This is a genomic window from Seonamhaeicola sediminis (assembly GCF_004358095.2).
GTDB lineage: Bacteria > Bacteroidota > Bacteroidia > Flavobacteriales > Flavobacteriaceae > Seonamhaeicola > Seonamhaeicola sediminis.
On record NZ_SMZJ02000004.1, the window covers coordinates 61191 to 80900 of the forward strand.

The window sequence follows — 19710 nt, forward strand, 5'->3', positions numbered from 1 at the left end:
TACCCTAATTAAAAGAAGATGAAAAAGTTTACCTTACTTATGTTATTGTGTTTCACGGCACTTACTTCAAAAGCTCAAAATGATATTGATGCCTTATTAGCTGCTGGAGTTGATAATGCTGAGCAATTTGCTAACGACTATTTAATGCCTGGAACCAACGGCCTTATGCATAGTATGAATTCAAATTGGTTTAATACAGCTGATGCTAAGCCCTTAGGTGGTTTTGAGATTTCAATTGTAGCAAATGCTGCAACTGTGAAAGATGAGAATAAAACATTTTTAATGAATCTAGTAGATTATAACAGTAATCCAGACCAAGATTTTGTAGTCTCATTTACAGATACATCAACCTCTAAATCTGTATCTACAGCACTAGGGGAAAACGATCCAGATATTGATATAGTTGTAACCTATGATGACCCTATTTTAGGAGAGCAACAAGAGGTGATAACACTTCCAAGTGGTATTGGTTCAGAAACTGCTAATTTGCTGCCAACAGCATTTATACAAGGCGCATTAGGGTTAGGTAAGGGTATAGAAATTAAAGCTCGTTTTGTACCAAAAATAGATACCGAAGACGTTGATATTAGTATGTACGGTGCTGGTTTGCAGATGGAATTTACTAAATGGTTGCCTGCAGATAAAATATTGCCAGTTGCTATTTCTGGTTTGGTAGCTTACACACATTTAGATGGATCTTATGATTTAACAGAGTCATCAGGGGTGAGTGGTAATGACCAGAGACTTGAAAATGATACTAACACTTGGTTGTTTCAACTAATAGCTTCAACAAAATTACCTGTTATTAACTTTTATGGTGGTTTAGGTTATATCAAGGGGAAATCAGAATCTGATTTATTAGGAACATATACCGTTTCTAGTGGTCCATTTTTTTCAGAAACAATCACAGACCCGTTTTCAGTATCAAGTGAGGTATCATCGGTAAGAGGAACTATTGGTACTAAACTTAAATTGGGTTTTTTCAGATTGAATGCAGAGTATCATTTATCAGAGTTCAACGCATTTTCGGTTGGAATCAATTTCGGATTTAGATAAAATAATAATAGAATCATTGAATAGTCTTCAAAATATATGTTTTAATTTTAGTTAGTTTATATTTAATTTTATGTTTTAAAAAAGTACAGGATTTAATCTTGTACTTTTTTTATTTAGAGCGTTTTAATTCTTAATTTTGCATGACTTTGGTCTTAAATGTATCTATAAAAAGACTAAATTTTATACCATAAAGTTTAGGGATATAAAACCGAAAACTATTCAAAATTTTAACAAACTAATATTAAGAACATGAAAGTAACAGTAGTAGGAGCAGGAGCAGTAGGTGCAAGTTGTGCTGAGTATATTGCTATAAAAGATTTTGCTTCAGAAGTAGTTTTACTAGACATTAAAGAGGGATATGCTGAAGGGAAAGCTATGGATTTAATGCAAACAGCATCATTAAATGGATTTGACACCAAAATAACCGGTGTTACAAACGATTATAGCAAAACAGCCGGCAGTAATATTTGTGTGATTACTTCAGGTATTCCAAGAAAACCTGGTATGACGCGTGAGGAGTTAATTGGAATTAACGCTGGTATTGTTAAAACAGTGTCTTCAAACTTAATAGCGTATTCACCAGATACAATCATTATTGTGGTTAGTAACCCAATGGATACTATGACGTACTTAGTACACCAATCTACAGATTTACCTAAAAACAAAATTATTGGTATGGGTGGTGCTTTAGATTCTGCTCGTTTTAAATACAGATTAGCAGAAGCTTTGGGAGCACCAATTTCTGATGTAGACGGAATGGTAATTGGTGGTCATAGTGACACTGGTATGGTGCCTTTAACTAGTCATGCAACTAGAAATAGTGTAAAAGTTTCAGAGTTTTTAAGTACTGAAAGATTAGAACAAGTTGCAGCCGACACTAAAGTTGGTGGAGCTACTTTAACTAAACTGTTAGGAACTTCGGCGTGGTATGCTCCTGGAGCTGCAGTAAGCGCTTTAGTGCAAGCTATAGCCTGTGATCAAAAGAAAATCTTCCCTTGTTCAACTTTATTAGAAGGTGAGTATGGATTGAATGATATTTGTATAGGTGTGCCTGTTGTTTTGGGTAAAGATGGTATTGAAAAGATTGTTGATATTCCATTAAGTGATGCCGAAAAAGCACACATGCAATCTAGTGCAGAAGGGGTTAGAAAAACCAACGGATTATTAAATGTAGAGGCTTAATATTCACTTACATAATTTATCAATAAAGACTGTAGCAATACAGTCTTTATTTTTATATATTTGGCGCATGAACGCAAAATGGTACTTTAGTACATTAATTATAGCATTAACACTTCTTGGTGTTTGCCAAAAGCAAGACCCTCTTCCTAATCAGGAAATTGTTATGGAGTTTGTTAATGCAGAGACTACTAAGGATGATGTTCAGAACGTTATTGCAGATATTAAAAAACAACTGCAAGAAGTTGGTGCCACAAGCATAGAAGTTCAGGAGACTGAAAACAGTACTTTAAAAATTACTTACCACAGTAAGGTAAAGGCTGTCAGCATAAAAGAAATGCTTTCAAAAGAAAAGCATTTGGTATTTGATTATGCTTCAAATAATAAAGATACTGGCGGTACTAACAAGCCTTCTAAATATAATCTTGATGTTTACGATATCAGAAAAGGTTCAGAATCATCAAATTTAGGCGGTAAGTATGTTCTAGAAATAAAATATGATTACGACAGATTTAGCAACCCTAATGTATATTTTTCATTAGGAAACCAACCTAGTGATAAGTCCGATCACTTAATAAGAATAGCTTATAAAGTAAGCCAGAGTATTGCAATTGCAATTGATAATACTTCACATAAAGAACCAGAAGTTAGAGCGGGGCCTATTTGCTAAAACTAAATTGTCTTTCTGAGCGTTTCACATTGAGCACAATCGAAGTGTAGCGAAGAATCTCAAGATTCTTTATTTTATTCAGAATAACATTAAAACCCCAATCAATCATAAAAAATTAAAAGCGTTTAAGCGCTTATATTTCAAATATAACATAAGAATAATTATCAGAGTTTTTAGGTGATTTATATAAAACCTATTTGAAAAATTTGATATAAATAACAAAAGAATGCAAAACAAAGGAGTAGTAAAATTGTTTGCTTTATTGTTCGGGTTGGTGAGTATATACCAATTATCGTTTACATTTAAAGCAAGTCAAGTAGAAAGTGAAGCCGAAACTCATGCTATTGAAACAATAGCTGAAACCGAAGAAGACTATCGCGCAAAGAGAAGTCAGGAAGAAGCCAATTACTTAAATGCCATTTCAAAAGATACTGTTTACAGTATTTTAGGTGTTTTAGATTACACATACGATGAGGTAAAGGATAATGCCATGAATTTAGGTTTAGACCTAAAAGGAGGTATTAACGTAATTCTTCAAGTGTCTGTAAAAGATATCTTAAAAGGATTAGCAAATAATACTAAAGATCCGGTTTTTAATACGGCTTTAGAAAATGCTTCTGAAGTTCAAAAGAACAGTCAGAATACTTATTTAGAAGATTTCTTTATTGAATTTGATAAAATAAAAGGAGACACTAAGTTAGCTTCACCAGATATTTTTTACACCAAAGATCTTGATGGTGAGATTGATGGAAGTATGAGTGATGATGAAGTAAAAACCATTATTCAAAGAAAGATTGACGAGTCTGTAGTGTCTGCCTTCGAAGTACTACGTAAACGTATTGATGGATTAGGGGTAACCTCACCAAATATTCAGCGTTTGGGTAATTCTGGTAGAATATTAATTGAGTTACCAGGAGCTAAAGATATTGAAAGAGCAGAGCGTAATTTTACCACCATGGCCCAGTTACAGTTTTGGGATGCTTACAGAGGTGACTTGTTCTTTAACTTTTTAGGTCAGGCTAATGAGACTCTAAAACCTTTAGTAGAAGTTGAAGCTGCTAATGACGTAGCCGAAAGTAATGATGCTGAAGATGCAACAGCTCAAGATACCGTTGATGAACTACTAGGTGATGCCACAACAGACTCTACAGAGGTTGCCAATGCGGTTAACCCATTATTAGATTTAATAAGAGGTCCAGGTTACCAAGGTGGTCCAGTTATTGCTAGGTTTGAGCTAAAGGACAAAGAAAAAATACTTGAGTATCTAAATAAAAGAGAGGTAAGGTCTTTACTTCCTGTAGAACAGCGCTATGCTAAGTTTGTATTTGGTAAGCCAGATAAAAACTCAGAGCTTGTAGATTTATATGCCTTAGTTGGCAATAGGGATGATATACCGCAGTTAAGTGGTGCAGTTGTTACAGATGCTCGTGTAAGTTATGGACTAACAGGTAGACCAGAAGTGTCTATGCAAATGAATTCTAAAGGAGCAAAGATTTGGGAAAAAATGACCGGTGACGCGTTTTCTAAAGGTAGTCAAATTGCTATTGTTTTAGATAATGTTGTTTATTCGGCTCCAGGTGTAACATCTGGTCCAATTGCTGGTGGTAACTCATCAATTTCGGGTGATTTTTCAGTTGCAGAGGCAAGTGATTTAGCAAACGTGTTACGTGCAGGTAAGTTACCAGCATCGGCAGATATTATTTCAAGTGAAGTGGTTGGGCCATCATTGGGACAAGAAGCTATTGATAGTGGTACCATGTCATTCATCATTGCATTAATAGTGGTGCTACTATGGATGATTTTCTACTATGGAAAAGCGGGTGGAATGGCAGATGTAGCTATGGCATTGAATATCCTTTTAATCTTCGGAATCTTATCAGGATTAGGCGCTGTACTAACGTTACCAGGTATTGCGGGTATTGTATTAACCATTGGTATGTCTGTAGATGCAAACGTGCTTATTTTTGAACGTGTAAGAGAAGAACTTACTAAAGGTAAAGGTCAAAAAGAAGCTATTGCAGATGGATTTGGTAATGCACTGTCTTCTATTTTAGATGCAAACATCACAACAGGTTTAACAGCATTAATACTGTTCATTTTTGGAACAGGACCTATTAAAGGTTTTGCAACAACCTTATTAATTGGTATTGGAACATCGCTATTTACTGCCATTTTCATTACCAGATTATTAATTGATTGGTATGTGAACAGAGGTGGTACATTAAACTTCTCTACACCAATAACTAAAAACTTATTTAGAAATATCAATATAGATTTCTTAAAGAAACGTAAAGTAGCCTTTATTATTTCAGGTGCCATTATAGCATTAAGTTTGGGGTCTTTATTCTCTAACGGATTAGACCAAGGGGTTGATTTTGTTGGAGGTAGAACATATCTAGTTCGTTTTGCACATGATGTAAGTGCTTCTGAAATTACAGGGGCTTTATCTAATCCAGACGTATTTGGAAGTGCCGATGCTAAAACCTTTGGAGCTACAAACCAATTAAAAGTCACTACTAAATATAAAGTAAATGAAAGTGGAATTGAGGTTGATGAGGAAATTAAAGAAAAACTTTTCAGTGGTTTACAACCTTATTTAGAAGGCGTAGATTATGAGCAATTTGTTGATTTAAGTGATGAAAATAAGCAAGTTGGTTTAATGGAGTCCTATAAAGTGAGCCCTACAATTGCTGATGATATCAAACAAGCTTCGGTTTGGGCGGTATTAGGTTCTTTAATAGTGGTGTTCCTTTATATTTTAATTCGTTTTAAACGTTGGCAATACTCATTAGGTGCTGTTGCAGCAGTTTTTCATGATGTATTAATTGTTTTAGGTATATTCTCGTTAACTTATAAGTTTATGCCATTTAACATGGAGATTAACCAAGCATTCATAGCTGCCGTATTAACAGTAATAGGTTACTCGTTAAATGATACCGTAGTAGTGTTTGATAGAATTAGAGAATTCTTTAATGAGCATACCAGTTGGAAATTTTTCCGTGTGGTAAACGAATCATTAAGCAGTACATTAAGTAGAACATTAAATACCTCTTTAACTACCTTGGTAGTATTATTGGCTATTTTTATTTTTGGTGGCGATTCTATCAGAGGTTTTATGTTTGCTTTAATCGTTGGTGTCATTGTGGGTACATATTCATCATTATTTATTGCAACGCCAATTATGTACAACACGGTACAAAAATTAGATGATAAAAAGAAGAAGGACTAAAACTAACTAACTCATTCTTTTTAAGGCCTATCAACTTTGGTTGATAGGCTTTTTTTGTTTTTAAGTGATATTAACCCAAGTATTGGTCCCAAAGCCAAAACAATTAATATAACTGGAGCGTCTACCTCTTCTCTTAGTAAATTAGTAATTTGAATACTTACAATAGTTATAGCAAAGCCAATAGAATTAACTATGGTTAAAGCTGTTCCCTTAAGCGTAGAAGGTGCATTTTTAGCTACCAGTGTTGATAATAGTGGAGAATCAGCAATTACAACCATACCCCAAAAAATAAGGAAAGTAACAAATAGAAACTGAGATTCTATTAAAAAGATCACAGGAGATATGAGACAGCACATGCATGATAAGAATAATGAGATAAATGCCATTTTTTTGGCCCCCATCTTTTGAGCCAAAAAGCCTCCTATAGTACAGGAAAAACCACCAACCCCTATAATGATAAATGATAATAGCGAGGTTTTAAAAAATGTTTCAGGATGTATTTCAGTATAATATTGTAAGATAACTGGAACAAAAGCCCAAAATGTGTACAGCTCCCACATATGTCCAAAATACCCAAAGGCAGACAATCTAAATGGTTTTGCTTTGAAGATATTAAAAGTAGATAAGATATTTAATTTCTTATTAGGTGCTCTATAAGGCCCATCAGGTATTAAGATTACAACTAATAAACCTCCTAATAGAGCCAAAGAAGAGGTTGAAAATAATACTATTTCCCAAGAGTAATCACCTTTTATATCTTTTAATAGGTGTGGTAAAGCTGTACCAACTACTAAAGCGCCAACTAAGAAGCCTAGTGATTTACCTAAGCCTTTTTCATAATAATCAGCGGCTATTTTCATTCCAACAGGATAGATACCTGCAAGAAAGAATCCTATCAAAAATCTAAGCAAGAGGATGCTTGAAAACGAGTTGCCTTCCCAAGTTATGCTTAAGTTGGCCAAGGCACCTAAAAATGCGCAAACAAAAAAAACCTTTGAAGGGGAAAAACGATCTGCTATTGAAAAAATTGCAAATAATAAGGTGCCGATGATGAAACCAAATTGAACGGTAGATATTAAATATCCCAATGCACTTTCCTGAAGATGAAGGCTGCTTGTTAAATCATCTATAACCGCATTACCTGCAAACCATAATGAGGTGCAGAATAATTGTGAAATAACAATTATAGGAAGCACAATTTTTTTGTCATTCATTTATAAGGAACTTTTCTATCTGTATCGTTTTAATACTTTGTGTCTAATAAGTCTAATTACTTACATACTAGTAATTGAAAATTTCACAAACTAAAGAATTTGAAAAGGCAGCATAACTAGAGTTGTTAAAATTTAAATGAAACCTTAAAAACTTAAACTGTCTCCAACCGAAAGGTTCCAAGTTTCAACCAACCCAGCATTAATTTCTAAAACATATTTAGCTGGAGCATTTGATGGAAGTGATGATTCATTAAAAGGTTTGGCATTTTCTTGAAAACTAACAATGGTTTTGTTAGCGTTAATAAAGATAAGGTCTAACGGAATTTTGGTGTTTTTCATATAGAAAAACCGTTCGGTTTCATCATCAAAAACAAACAGCATCCCTTGTTTAGTTTGCATAGAACTCCGATACATTAATCCCGTTTGAATATCAAAATCGGTATCAGCAATTTCAATGTCTAATGTGATTTTTGAAGCGTCTGTTTTAATCTTATGTATGGAAAGTTCACCTTCTTTTTTAAAAGAAATTTCGGTTTGCTTAATTACTTTTTTATCTTCTTTACAAGAAAATAAACAAGAGACAAAGAGCGTAGCAATAAGAATTCTAAAAAGCATTATCTAGCTGATTTTGGTTTGTAAACAAACATAAAATACAAGCCAATAATTATGAATGGAATACTTAACCATTGTCCTGTTTGTAAGCCAAACCAATTAATGTATTCGTCTCCTTGGGGCTCTTTTACAAACTCTACAAAGAAACGCACGGTCCAGAGTAGAATAAGAAATAGCCCAAATAGAAAACCAGACTGGTCTTTTTTAGGGGTTTTTGAGTAAAAATACCAGAGAGTTAAAAACACAAAAATATAACTGAAAGATTCGTATAATTGTGCCGGATGACGGTAAGGAACAGCGTTTAATAACTTAGTAAATTCTGGGTTTTCAGTAACAGCATTGTATGCCTTTTGAACGTCTTTGATTCCTGTTAGCTGCGTAATTTGACTCTTATAATAGTAGTCTTGAATAAAGCGGACACCCAAAGGGAAATCTCCTGACTCTCTTCCGATGATTTCAGAATTGATGAAATTTCCTATCCTGATAAAAACGGCACCTGAAGCCACTGAAATAACTACTCGGTCTAATATCCAAAGTAGAGTTTTGTATTTGTGTTTTCTTCGGTATAAATACATGCCTATAATGATACCAATAGCAGCCCCATGACTTGCTAAACCTTGAAAACCTGTAAATTCTATACCATCTTTAAAACTGAAAGGCAGGAAAATACTCCAGAAATCTTGAGATATCAATTCTCTTTGATAAAACAAGACATGCCCGAGGCGAGCACCTAACATGGTTGCCAAAACCGTGTAAATAAATAAGGGGTCTAAATAAGTGAGTGAAACTTTTTCTTTAGTGAAAATACGCTTCATGATATACCATCCAAGTATAAAGGCAACTACCCACATAAGGCTATAAAAGTGCAATTTAAAGTTACCAACAATGTCAATGCCGGTTATGGGGTTCCAATCAAATTTTAATGCGTGCATGAGGTACTTTTAAGGTGTAAATATAAGTGTTTACTATAACTTAAGTGTTAAAATTATGTTGACTTATGTGATAATATCGGTTTGAATATTTTTAAGTTATAAGGTATTACAAGGTTATTTTTTGAAAATCAAACTTTGCTTTATGTCACTTGAGTATCTCAAGAATTTCTACTTCAAAAATAAGGTCTGTTTTGGGAGGAATACCCCTATTTCCAGATTCTCCATACGCTAGATGGTACGGTATAAACAAGGTAGCTTTATCACCAACACACAACTGTTGTAAACCTTCTTTAAAACCAGGAATCATATCGGCATCAGGACTAATATCTGCGCGAATAGGTTGGTAACCATTAACATTTAGGCGCTTTTCGTTAACAGCCTCTAGGGCTTTTGCTTTTTCAAGGCTACTGGTTTGAATTAGTTTTCCGCTACTAAAGTAAACGGTATAGTGGGTTTTTACAATAGTGTTTTCTGAAAGTTTTTCACCTTTGCCTAATTTTGAAATAAAATATTGTAATCCAGATGGCAATGTAGTGGCTTGTTCTTGCTGTTCTATAAACTTTTCTTTTGTGTCTCTAATAATGGCTTTAGCTCTTTCTTTTCTCTTTTTTTCTTTTCGGATTTCTTGAATAAAATGATTTTTGAAAATTTTTGGGGCATTAAAATTTTCGGCGCCTTTTCCTTTTCTAATAATATTTATTTCTTCAATAATAATATCTTCAAGCGGTTTTTCGTTTGCATCGGTTTTCACATTAGAAATGCTATCTTGAACCTCGGCACCCATCACTAATTCACCAAAAACACTATAATGGTTATTGAGGTCAGGTCTTGGAACCTCTGTGATATAGAACTGACTACCATTAGTGTTTGGACCACCATTGGCCATTGCTAATACACCAGGTTTATTGTGGTTTAAATCTGGATGAAATTCATTTTTAAATCTATACCCAGGGTTTCCTCTGCCATTTGCTAAAGGGTCTCCACCCTGAATCATAAAAGAGTCTACTACCCTATGAAACGTGAGTCCGTTATAAAATTTCTTTTCCAAATAAATACTATCTACAAGAGTATTAGTGCCTTCAGCAAGCGATACAAAATTAGCAACAGTAACAGGAACTTTTTTAAACGCTAATTTGGCAACCATATTACCTTTAGTGGTTTTTATTTCGGCATATAGCCCATCTTCAAGATTAGAGTAAGACTTTTTACAAGATGAAAAAACTACTAAAGAAAGTAGAAAAATAAAATTGATGCTATTACTAAAACAGCGCATTTATTGGTCTTGATTAGATGTAATAGAGTTTACGGTTACTTCACATATGAGAGGTACGTTAGTTCCAATTTTATTTTCGTCACCATAATAACCATATGCTTTTTGTGACGGAAATAAAAACGTCACTGTTTCACCTGTTTTCATGAGCTTTAAACCTTCTCGTAATCCAGTGAAAAGTTCTTGTTTATCCATGGTGTAGTTCTGAGTTTTCGTATCTTCTTTTGAATATATGAGTTGGCCATTCAACGTTTTTACATTGTAATTGTAATTTACAATATCTCCAAAACCTGGCGTTTTTAAAGTATCCACTTCAATTTTAGTATTGTAAAAATACCAAAAACCACTTTCTGAAGCTATATAGTTTTGGTTGGTTTGTTGCATAATAGTTTCAAAAGCAGCTTGTTCCTTTTTATTTAAAGCTTTATTGCGAGCTACAGATTCGTTTATAAAAGAACCAGATTTAGATGAAATAGGTCTTCTAGCTTCAGGTGTTTTACAGCTAAAAACCATTATAAGTAAGGCTAGGGTTAGTAATTTATTCATTATTTAGGGCTTTATTATAAGTAGGTAATATACTAATAAATTTTTCAACAGTATCTTTTAAAGAAGAATAGCTCTTTCCGCCAGCGGCATTTATATGTCCACCACCGTTAAAATGACTGCGAGACATGTCGTTTACAGAGAAGTTGCCTTTAGAACGAAGCGATATTTTAATAATCCCTTCTTGTTTGTCTTCAATAAAAATAGCGGCAAGTACAATACCTTCAAGAGATAACCCATAATTTACAACGCCTTCTGTATCGCCTTTGGTATATTTGTATTGATTTAATTCGTCTTGTGATAGCGTGATATAGGCAGTTCTAGATTCTGAGATTACCTTTAAATTATTAAGTGCACAGCCTAAAAGTTGTAGTTTGTTATAACTATTAGTGTCATATACATTATTATGAATTTCAGCATTATTAGCGCCTTTTTCAATTAGATTGGCCACTATTCTGTGCGTTTTGCTAGTTGTTGAAGAAAACCTAAAAGAGCCTGTATCTGTCATGATGCCAGCGTACAAGCAGGTTGCGATATCAGTGTCAATTAAATCTAAATCACCTAGCATATCAATAAAATGATAAATCATTTCGCAGGTTGAACTCATACCAACGTCACTAAACATATATGTAGCGTAATCATCGGGTGCTTGATGATGGTCTATCATTATTTTGAGAGCTTTGCTTTCAGTGAGTACGGCTTCCATGTTACCGGTTCTGTGAAATGCATTGAAATCTAAAGTAAAAATAATATCAGCTTGATTAATTAAATCAACACACTGCTTGGTTTGTGAGTCGTGTTTTAAAATAGAAACTTCATTAGGCATCCATTTTAAAAAACTAGGATAATCGTTTGGGGCGATTACTTGGGCTTTATGTTTTCCTTTTAAGAGGTAGTGTAGTAAACCAAGGCTAGAACCAATGGCATCACCATCTGGGTTTTTATGAGGTACAATTACAATCTTTTTAGAGTTTGATAGTAACTGTTTAATACTATTAATGTCTTGTTTATTCATAGACGACGAATATACAATTTTTTAAAATTGGATTATTTGGGTTTAAACAGAAATACATTACTTTTGCGCCAACTTAAAATATTAAAATGGCAACAAATAGAACATTTACAATGCTTAAGCCAGATGCTGTTGAGAAAGGACACATTGGGGCAATATTAGAAAAGATTTCAGCTTCAGGATTTAGAATTGTAGCAATGAAATTAACACAGATGACCAAATCTGACGCTGAAACGTTTTATGCAATTCATAACGAGCGTCCGTTTTTTGGAGAGTTGGTTGAATATATGACTCGTGGACCCATAGTGGCTGCTATTTTAGAAAAAGAAAATGCAGTTGAAGATTTTAGAACTTTAATTGGAGCCACTAATCCTGCCGATGCTGCCGAAGGAACTATTAGAAAATTATATGCCAACTCTATTAGTGAAAATGCTATTCACGGAAGTGATAGTGATGAAAATGCTGCTATTGAAGGAGCGTTCCATTTTTCAGGAAGAGAGCAGTTTTAATTAAATATAATAACTAGTATAAAAAAATCCCGCAACACAGTTGCGGGATTTTTAAATTGTCAATAAAAAGTAAAATAATTATAATTAGATAACTTTTACGTTTACTGCGTTTAAACCTTTTCTACCTTCCTGTAGATCGAATTCAACATCATCACCTTCTTTAATCTCATCAATCAATCCAGAAATGTGAACAAAATGTTCTTTGTTTGAACCTTCTTCTGTAATGAACCCATAACCTTTAGAATCATTAAAGAATTTAACTGTTCCTTTACTCATTTTAAAAAAAAATTAAATTATTATTGTTGCGAAGGTAATATTTAAAAGCGTTGTAAATCATTAAATTATCATTAATTTTCAATAATTTTTTAAATTTAACTTTTAAACCCACTGATAATCAGTGTTTAGGGTGTTTATCTTAAAATTAGTTTTTTAATGATTTCTTTGCCTAATTCTTCGTTAAGCATATTGATAATCTTTTGTTTACCGTAGCTTAATTCTTCACGCAAAACACTGGAGCTTAACTGAATATGTAGCGTGTCTCTTTGTAAATTGATAGAGGTTGTATAGTTATTTACACCATTACCCATAAGTTTTTCCCAAGCATCGGCAACATTAACCTTATCTAAGCCATTTTCTAGATTATTGGCTTCTACAAACTGCTTTAAAGCATCTTTGATACTGATATGTTCGTTATGGCGTTTAGGCATTTTTCTTATAGCTTATAATTTTATTATTGAGTTTGCAAATACAATATATTTGTTATTGGTCATCGGTCAATTTTACAATTTAAATATTTCATAAGATAGATGCACCTGTTTAACGGCCTTTTCGGTACGGTCTGCGTGGGTGTCGCTAATAAATAACTGTCCAAAATTCTCACCATCCACTAATTTAATAATTTGAGCAACACGTTGTTCATCTAGTTTATCAAAAATATCATCTAATAATAAAATAGGTAGTACACCACTTTGGGCTTTTATAAAATCAAACTGAGCTAATTTTAAGGCAATTAAAAACGATTTTTGTTGTCCTTGGCTTCCAAATTTTTTGATAGGATGGGTTTCAATATTGAAATGTAAATCGTCTTTATGAATACCAACACTAGTGTATTGCAGCGCTTTGTCTTTATTAAGAACGTTTGTTAAAAGCGTGTTTAGACCATCTTCAAACAAATGACTATGATAAACCAAATCAACCACTTCATTACCACTACTAATTGCTTTGTAACGCTCTTTGAATATAGGTATAAAAACTTTTAAAAAAGCGTTACGCTTTTCAAAAATTTGGGAACCGTATTCGGTGAGTTGATTGTTGTAAACCTCTAAAGTGTCACTGTTGAATGTATGGTTCAAAGCAAAATATTTCAACAAAGCATTACGTTGTGCCAGTATTTTATTGTAATTAATTAGGAGACTTAAATACGTTTTGTCGCTTTGAGAAATCACACTATCAATAAATTTTCGCCTGGTATCACTGCCTTCAATTATTAGGTCTCTGTCTGCTGGTGAGATAATTACTAAAGGTAAAAAACCAATGTGTTCACTAAATTTTTCGTAGGCTTTACCGTTACGCTTAATAACTTTTTTCTGGCCACGTTTAAGGCTAACAACTATTTTTTCGGTTTTGTCATCTTTATCATAATCACCATTAACCACAAAAAAATCTTCACCATGTTTTATATTTTGAGTAGCCACTGGATTGAAATAACTTTTACCAAAAGACAAGTGGTAGATAGCATCTAATACGTTTGTTTTCCCAATGCCATTATTACCAACAATACAATTTATTTTTTCATTGAAAACAAAAGATTTGCTATCAAAATTTTTGTAGTTAAGTAATGAAAGCGATTTTAAAATCATGTAGCCCAATGTAATTTAAAGTCTGTTTTAGCAAAAAAACTGTAAAGAGAAGTGCAAATTATTGAAAAATATCAAATAAATAGCCTTTTAGTTATTAAGAAAAATTATATTTTTGCGGCGCATTAATTTATAATATATGGCAACGTACAAGAAGAGAGGATATAAACCAAAAACCAAGGAAGAAAAGCAACAGAATATTGAAGAAGGATCTACAACAGCAGAGGTTTTTAATACCCTTGATGAAGGCGCTTCAAAAACCGAAGCTTTTGTTGAAAAGAATCAAAAATATATTTTCATAATCATTGGGGTAGTAGCTGCTGTGGTTTTAGGAACTATGGGTTATAAAGAATTTATAGCAAAGCCCAAACAAATAACTGCTATGAACGATATGTTTCAAGCGCAAAAGTACTTTGATGAAGCCCAAACAGCAGTTGCAAAAGATTCGCTTTACAACTTAGCTTTGAACGGAGGAGAAGGCAAGTTTGGTATGTTAGATATTATAAATGAATACAGTGGTACTGATGCAGCTAATCTAGCGAGTTATTATGCGGGAACTGCTTATTTAAGGTTGAAAGATTACAAAAATGCAGTGGAGCACTTAAGCAATTTTAAGAGTGACGACGAGATTTTAGCGCCATTAGCTAAAGGTAATATTGGTGACGCATTTGTGCAGTTAAATCAGCCAGAAGATGCCTTAGATTATTATGAGCAAGCTATTAAATTGCGTGACAATGAGTTTACTACGCCCATGTACTTATATAAAGCTGGTAACATTGCGCTAGATTTAGGAAAAGCCGTTAAAGCATTGTCTTATTTTGAAAGAATTAAAGCTGATTATCCCGAATCTACAGAGGCTTCAAATATTGACGTGTTTATAGGTAAAGCAACTGTTTTAGCTAACAAGTAAAACAACTTTGTTTTAGGTTGAGAAGCAATATTTAAAGAATTATTGTTCTCTAGTAAAACCTAGAATAATTAAATCTCGATTATCGAGTAAAATGGCAACAGAAAATAAAAACTTATCAGAATACGATAAAACAACAATCCCAAACGCGAGTAAATTTCGGTTTGGGATTGTTGTTTCTGAATGGAACGATTCTATTACTGAAGCACTTTATCAAGGGGCCCAAGATGCTTTAATTGATAATGGTGTACTGCCCAATAATATCATACGTTGGAATGTTCCAGGAAGTTTTGAGCTTATTTATGGTAGTAAAAAAATGCAGGAACAAATGGTGCATGCGGTGATTGCTATAGGCAGCGTTATTAAAGGAGAAACCAAGCATTTCGATTTTGTATGTGAAGCTGTGTCTCAAGGTATTAAAGACCTCAATGTGATGCGGGAGGTTCCGGTAATTTTTTGTGTGCTTACCGATGACACTTTAGCACAAGCTCAAGCACGTTCTGGAGGAAAGCATGGTAACAAAGGAACCGAAGCTGCCATAGCTGCCATTAAAATGGCAGAACTTCGTAAAAACAGTTAGTGTTTTTTTTTGTAAAAGCATTTAATTAGTCTTCAGTCTGTAGCTTTTATAATCTTTATAACTTTCTGTTAACTTCGTGCTTTCTGCTTTTAACTTCAAACTTTAGTTTGTATTTTTGAGATTTAGCACTGTTAATTTGTTTAAACAGAAAAAAAATAAAAGATTCAACTATCAGCCTAGGTTTTCAAAAGAGAATCAATCAGATTCCAATGCCGAAGAAAACCCTGAAAAAGAATTTGTTTCCAGATGGAGAGCCACTAGGGAAGGTAAGCGAAAAGTTAAAGGTACCATGTCTGTACGAATTCTAATTTTGGCTTTGGTACTATTATTGATTGTCATGTATGTATTAGAAAAAAGATACATGTAACTCAAAAACTTAGAAATTATGGGGCTTTTAAAATTACGTAAGAATAAAAAGTTTAACTATACACCTCGTTACTATAAGGGGGAAGGTAATCCGTTTGAAATTAAACATAAGTTTGACGAACATAGGATTACGGTAGGTAATAATTCTGGTTTAAAAACAAAATTTAACAATGCCATAAACGATTATAAACATAATCCAAACAGGGAAGCAAATAGACGTGTACTTATTATAGTTGGTATTTTAGTTTTGATTTTCTTGTTTGTTATTGGTTTCGATTTATCTATTTTCTTTTCAAAATAATACATGGCAGACATTATACAGCTTTTACCTGATCATGTAGCTAACCAAATTGCCGCCGGAGAAGTTGTACAACGTCCTGCTTCGGTTGTTAAAGAGTTGTTGGAAAATGCTATTGATGCAGAGGCTAAAACCATAAAACTTATTGTTAAAGACGCTGGTAAAACACTTATTCAGGTTATTGATGATGGTAAAGGCATGAGCGTTACCGATGCTCGATTGAGCTTTGAACGCCACGCCACTTCTAAAATAAGAACTGCCGATGACTTGTTTCAACTCAATACCAAAGGGTTTCGTGGTGAAGCCTTAGCAAGTATTGCTGCTATTGCGCATGTAGAATTAAAAACTAAACAAGAACAAGATGATGTTGGAACAGCAATTATTATTGAAGGCAGTGAAGTAGTATCACAGGAGGTGGTAGTAACACCAAAGGGTGCTTCGGTTTCTGTAAAAAATCTGTTTTTTAATATACCAGCACGTCGAAATTTTTTAAAATCGAATGCTGTAGAACTTCGTCATATTATTGATGAATTTCACAGAGTAGCCTTAGTGCATTGTGATATCAATTTTGCTATGTATAGCAATGGTAGTGAAACCTTTAATTTGCCGGTTAGTAATTTCAGACAACGTATTGTTAATATATTTGGGAACAAGACTAACGAGAAATTAGTTCCTGTTGAAGAAGATACCGAAGTACTCAAAATTTCGGGATTTGTAGGCAAGCCAGAATTTGCAAAAAAAACTAGGGGTGAGCAGTACTTTTTTGTAAACAATAGATTTATTAAAAGTGCCTACTTAAACCACGCTATAGCATCTGCTTTTGAGGGGCTATTAAAAAGTGGTACGCATGCTAGTTACTTTTTGAATTTAAAGGTAGACCCTCAAACTATTGATATTAATATTCATCCAACCAAAACAGAAATTAAGTTTGATGATGAACATACGCTTTATGCTTTATTGCGTTCGGCAGTGAAGCATAGTCTTGGGCAGTTTAACATTGCACCTGTTTTAGATTTTGATAGAGATTCTAGTTTAGATACACCTTATGAGTTTAAAAGAACAACAACCAATGCGCCTACCATTGAAGTAGACAGAAGTTTTAATCCGTTTAGAGAAGACAAGAAAGTTATTGGAAGGCAAACAACACCTTTTAAACCCACAGTTAGCAATTGGGAAAGTCTGTATGTTGGTTTAGAATCTAAAAGTAACACTGAGCCAGAAGATTTTAGTGAGGTTCACTTTGAAAGTGAAGAGTCTACTGCTTCTATTTTTGAAAGTGATAATCAAGTAGCGCAGGTACAAACCACCTATCAGCTTCATAATAAATACATAGTAAGCACTATTAAATCAGGTATGTTGGTTATAGATCAACACCGGGCGCATCAACGTGTTTTGTATGAAGACTTTTTAAAAAATATGACGATTAAGGAAGCGGTTAGTCAGCAGCTATTATTTCCTTTGCAGCTTCATTTTTCAGTACAGGAAATTCAAATTTTAAATCAGTTAAAAGATGATTTGGAGCATACCGGTTTTGTGTTTTCTAACGTTCTAAAAGAATCTGTAGAGATTACTGGAGTGCCCATAACTGTTCCAGAAAGCGAAGTTTCTATTATTTTAGAACAGTTAATAAGCGATGTTGAAAATGAAGTGCCCGATGCCCATTTTAGCGCTACCGATTTATTAGCAAAATCTATGGCAAAAAGTTTGGCTATAAAAACTGGCCAAAGTTTAGAAAAAGATGAACAAGAACATTTGGTAAATAAGTTGTTTGCTTGTAAAGAACCTAATGTGTCACCAACTAATAAAACAACATTCATAACAATGAGTGTTGATGAATTAGATAAAAAATTTATTTAGAATATGATGAGAATTTCAGAAACCGTAAAGCATTTACTAATCATTAATGTGATTATGTTTATAGGGACTTTAGCTATTGGAGGCGGGGAACTATTTTACGATTGGTTTGCACTACGTTTTCCGCAAAATGAAGGCTTTCAATTATGGCAAATATTAACACATATGTTTATGCATGGTGGTTGGTCACATTTATTTTTCAATATGTTTGCCCTTTGGATGTTTGGTACACCAGTAGAGCAAGTGTTAGGGTCTAAACGTTTTTTGTTTATATATTTTTCAGCCGGTTTAGGAGCCGTGGTATTGCAATTATTATATTACTATTTTAAGTTTTATTCTGGTTTATCATTGTTGGAAGAGGCTGGATTTAATCAAGTGGATACGCTTGATACATTAAAATCTGGTTACAACATGTATGATACACGTTGGAAATCAGCACTAACTAATCAGCAGTTAGCAGATTTTGTTGGTGTATTCAATAGTTCTATGGTTGGTGCTTCTGGTTGTTTAATGGGTATTTTGGCAGCATTTGGAATGATGAATCCTAATGCAGAATTAATGTTGATATTTTTACCAATTCCTATAAAGGCTAAATATTTTATTCCAGGACTTATTGCTTTAGATCTAATTTCTGGTATTAGTGGTCAGTCTATTTTTGGTTACGGTAATGTAGCTCATTTTGCCCATGTTGGAGGTGCCCTTACAGGCTTTTTAATTATGTGGTACTGGAAAAAAAACCAGTTTAACCAAAACCGTTGGTATTAAAATGACAACTCTTAATCAAGACATAAAAGATAAATTAAAGCGGCTTAATGTTTTAGAGAAAATCATTGTGGTTAATGCGGTAGTTTTTGTTATTGAAAAACTATTTAGGCTACACTTAGATTGGCTTAAATTACCTAGTGGGTTTTTAGATTTTATTGTACAACCTTGGAGTCTTATTTCTTATGCTTTTTTACATGGCGATGTGCTGCATATTCTTTTTAATATGCTTTGGTTGTATTTTATTGGGCGTATGATTTTAAACTTGTTTAGCCCCAAAATGGCACTGAATATTTATTTTCTAGGGGCTATTTGCGGAGGCTTATTATTTATGTTAGGTTATCAATTGTTTCCTAGTTTGTTTGGTGTTAATGCTAAACTAGTTGGGGCATCGGCAGCGGTGAGAGCCTTGTTAATATTTGTTTGTGCTTATATGCCAAATCAGGAAGTTAGGTTGATTGTTTTTAATCTCAAGCTTTGGTATATTGGCGCTGCTATTGTGGTTTTAGATGTTATTGGTTTATTTGGTTTGGTTAATCAAGGTGGGCATCTAGCGCATTTAGGCGGAGCTGTTTTAGGGTATATCTATGCAAAACAATTAACTAAAGGAACAGATATAGGTAAAGGTTTTGAACGTGTTATGGATACTTTAACGAGTATGTTTAAGCCTTCAAAAAAAAGCAAATTAAAAACCGTTCATAAAAAGAAAAGTAAAGTAGGGGGGTATACTAAAACAGAGTTTAACGAGTTTAACAACCAGAAAAAAATTGATGTTATTTTAGATAAAATAAGTAAAAGTGGCTACGATAGTTTAACTGTCGAAGAAAAAGATTTTCTGTTTAGAGCAGGAAAATAGCAGTC

General features: G+C 33.6%; 21 protein-coding genes. 12 read left to right on the plus strand and 9 right to left on the minus strand.

Going from position 1 to position 19710, the window contains the following annotated elements; genetic code table 11:
• Positions 1-18 precede the first annotated feature (18 nt).
• The 4 genes from E1J38_RS06565 (at position 19) to secDF (ending at position 6134) form a co-directional block, all read left to right on the plus strand.
• The gene (locus E1J38_RS06565) at positions 19-1056 is read left to right on the plus strand and encodes a DUF6588 family protein (protein ID WP_133355254.1); all 1038 of its coding nucleotides are present in this window, start codon (positions 19-21) and stop codon (positions 1054-1056) included.
• Between the two features lie 249 nt (positions 1057-1305).
• Positions 1306-2238 (plus strand): malate dehydrogenase, encoded by a 933-nt coding sequence (locus E1J38_RS06570; protein WP_133355255.1) that lies wholly within the window; start codon positions 1306-1308, stop codon positions 2236-2238.
• 67 nt (positions 2239-2305) lie between these two features.
• Positions 2306-2905 carry a hypothetical protein gene (locus E1J38_RS06575; protein WP_133355256.1) on the plus strand — a complete coding sequence of 200 codons (600 nt, stop codon included), beginning with the start codon at positions 2306-2308 and terminating at the stop codon, positions 2903-2905.
• A gap of 226 nt (positions 2906-3131) precedes the next feature.
• A complete protein-coding gene (secDF, locus tag E1J38_RS06580) occupies positions 3132-6134 on the plus strand; it encodes a protein translocase subunit SecDF (protein ID WP_133355257.1) in 3003 nt (1000 codons plus the stop codon).
• A 20-nt stretch (positions 6135-6154) separates the two neighbouring features.
• Here secDF and E1J38_RS06585 read toward each other — a convergent pair whose 3' ends face one another.
• From E1J38_RS06585 to E1J38_RS06610, 6 genes are all read right to left on the minus strand, one after another.
• Complete coding sequence (locus tag E1J38_RS06585) at positions 6155-7348, minus strand: MFS transporter (RefSeq protein WP_133355258.1); 1194 nt, start codon at positions 7346-7348, stop codon at positions 6155-6157.
• 144 nt (positions 7349-7492) lie between these two features.
• Positions 7493-7963 carry a DUF192 domain-containing protein gene (locus E1J38_RS06590; protein WP_133355259.1) on the minus strand — a complete coding sequence of 157 codons (471 nt, stop codon included), beginning with the start codon at positions 7961-7963 and terminating at the stop codon, positions 7493-7495.
• Positions 7963-8892 carry a prolipoprotein diacylglyceryl transferase gene (gene lgt / locus E1J38_RS06595; protein ID WP_133355260.1) on the minus strand — a complete coding sequence of 310 codons (930 nt, stop codon included), beginning with the start codon at positions 8890-8892 and terminating at the stop codon, positions 7963-7965. Before lgt ends, E1J38_RS06590 begins: the two co-directional genes overlap by 1 nt.
• Positions 8893-9037: 145 nt before the next feature.
• The gene (locus tag E1J38_RS06600) at positions 9038-10165 is read right to left on the minus strand and encodes a peptidylprolyl isomerase (RefSeq protein WP_133355261.1); all 1128 of its coding nucleotides are present in this window, start codon (positions 10163-10165) and stop codon (positions 9038-9040) included.
• Entirely contained in the window at positions 10166-10708 is a 543-nt protein-coding gene (gene gldI / locus E1J38_RS06605; RefSeq protein WP_133355262.1) for a gliding motility-associated peptidyl-prolyl isomerase GldI, read from the minus strand.
• A complete protein-coding gene (locus tag E1J38_RS06610; RefSeq protein ID WP_133355263.1) occupies positions 10701-11720 on the minus strand; it encodes a DHH family phosphoesterase in 1020 nt (339 codons plus the stop codon). Before E1J38_RS06610 ends, gldI begins: the two co-directional genes overlap by 8 nt.
• A gap of 86 nt (positions 11721-11806) precedes the next feature.
• On the opposite strand from E1J38_RS06610, the gene E1J38_RS06615 reads away from it, so the two are divergent.
• The gene (locus E1J38_RS06615; RefSeq protein ID WP_133355264.1) at positions 11807-12226 is read left to right on the plus strand and encodes a nucleoside-diphosphate kinase; all 420 of its coding nucleotides are present in this window, start codon (positions 11807-11809) and stop codon (positions 12224-12226) included.
• Positions 12227-12310: 84 nt separating this feature from the next.
• Here the strand turns inward: E1J38_RS06615 and E1J38_RS06620 are convergent, their stop codons facing one another.
• The 3 genes from E1J38_RS06620 to recF form a co-directional block, all read right to left on the minus strand.
• Positions 12311-12502: a cold-shock protein gene (locus tag E1J38_RS06620; RefSeq protein WP_133355265.1), complete on the minus strand. Its 192-nt coding sequence runs from the start codon at positions 12500-12502 to the stop codon at positions 12311-12313.
• Between the two features lie 134 nt (positions 12503-12636).
• A complete protein-coding gene (locus tag E1J38_RS06625; protein ID WP_133355266.1) occupies positions 12637-12933 on the minus strand; it encodes a DciA family protein in 297 nt (98 codons plus the stop codon).
• Positions 12934-13005: 72 nt separating this feature from the next.
• Positions 13006-14085, minus strand: a complete 1080-nt coding sequence (gene recF / locus E1J38_RS06630; protein WP_133355267.1) for a DNA replication/repair protein RecF — start codon at positions 14083-14085, stop codon at positions 13006-13008.
• Between the two features lie 136 nt (positions 14086-14221).
• On the opposite strand from recF, the gene E1J38_RS06635 reads away from it, so the two are divergent.
• From E1J38_RS06635 to E1J38_RS06665, 7 genes are all read left to right on the plus strand, one after another.
• Positions 14222-14992: a tetratricopeptide repeat protein gene (locus E1J38_RS06635; protein WP_133355268.1), complete on the plus strand. Its 771-nt coding sequence runs from the start codon at positions 14222-14224 to the stop codon at positions 14990-14992.
• Between the two features lie 91 nt (positions 14993-15083).
• Positions 15084-15569 (plus strand): 6,7-dimethyl-8-ribityllumazine synthase, encoded by a 486-nt coding sequence (gene ribH / locus E1J38_RS06640; RefSeq protein ID WP_133355269.1) that lies wholly within the window; start codon positions 15084-15086, stop codon positions 15567-15569.
• Positions 15570-15705: 136 nt separating this feature from the next.
• A complete protein-coding gene (locus E1J38_RS06645) occupies positions 15706-15936 on the plus strand; it encodes a hypothetical protein (protein ID WP_133355270.1) in 231 nt (76 codons plus the stop codon).
• A gap of 18 nt (positions 15937-15954) precedes the next feature.
• Positions 15955-16236, plus strand: a complete 282-nt coding sequence (locus E1J38_RS06650; RefSeq protein ID WP_133355271.1) for a riboflavin synthase subunit beta — start codon at positions 15955-15957, stop codon at positions 16234-16236.
• A 3-nt stretch (positions 16237-16239) separates the two neighbouring features.
• Positions 16240-18090, plus strand: a complete 1851-nt coding sequence (mutL, locus tag E1J38_RS06655) for a DNA mismatch repair endonuclease MutL (RefSeq protein WP_133355272.1) — start codon at positions 16240-16242, stop codon at positions 18088-18090.
• Positions 18091-18093: 3 nt separating this feature from the next.
• Positions 18094-18852 carry a rhomboid family intramembrane serine protease gene (locus E1J38_RS06660; protein ID WP_133355273.1) on the plus strand — a complete coding sequence of 253 codons (759 nt, stop codon included), beginning with the start codon at positions 18094-18096 and terminating at the stop codon, positions 18850-18852.
• A 1-nt stretch (position 18853) separates the two neighbouring features.
• Complete coding sequence (locus tag E1J38_RS06665; RefSeq protein WP_133355274.1) at positions 18854-19705, plus strand: rhomboid family protein; 852 nt, start codon at positions 18854-18856, stop codon at positions 19703-19705.
• Positions 19706-19710: the final 5 nt, after the last annotated feature.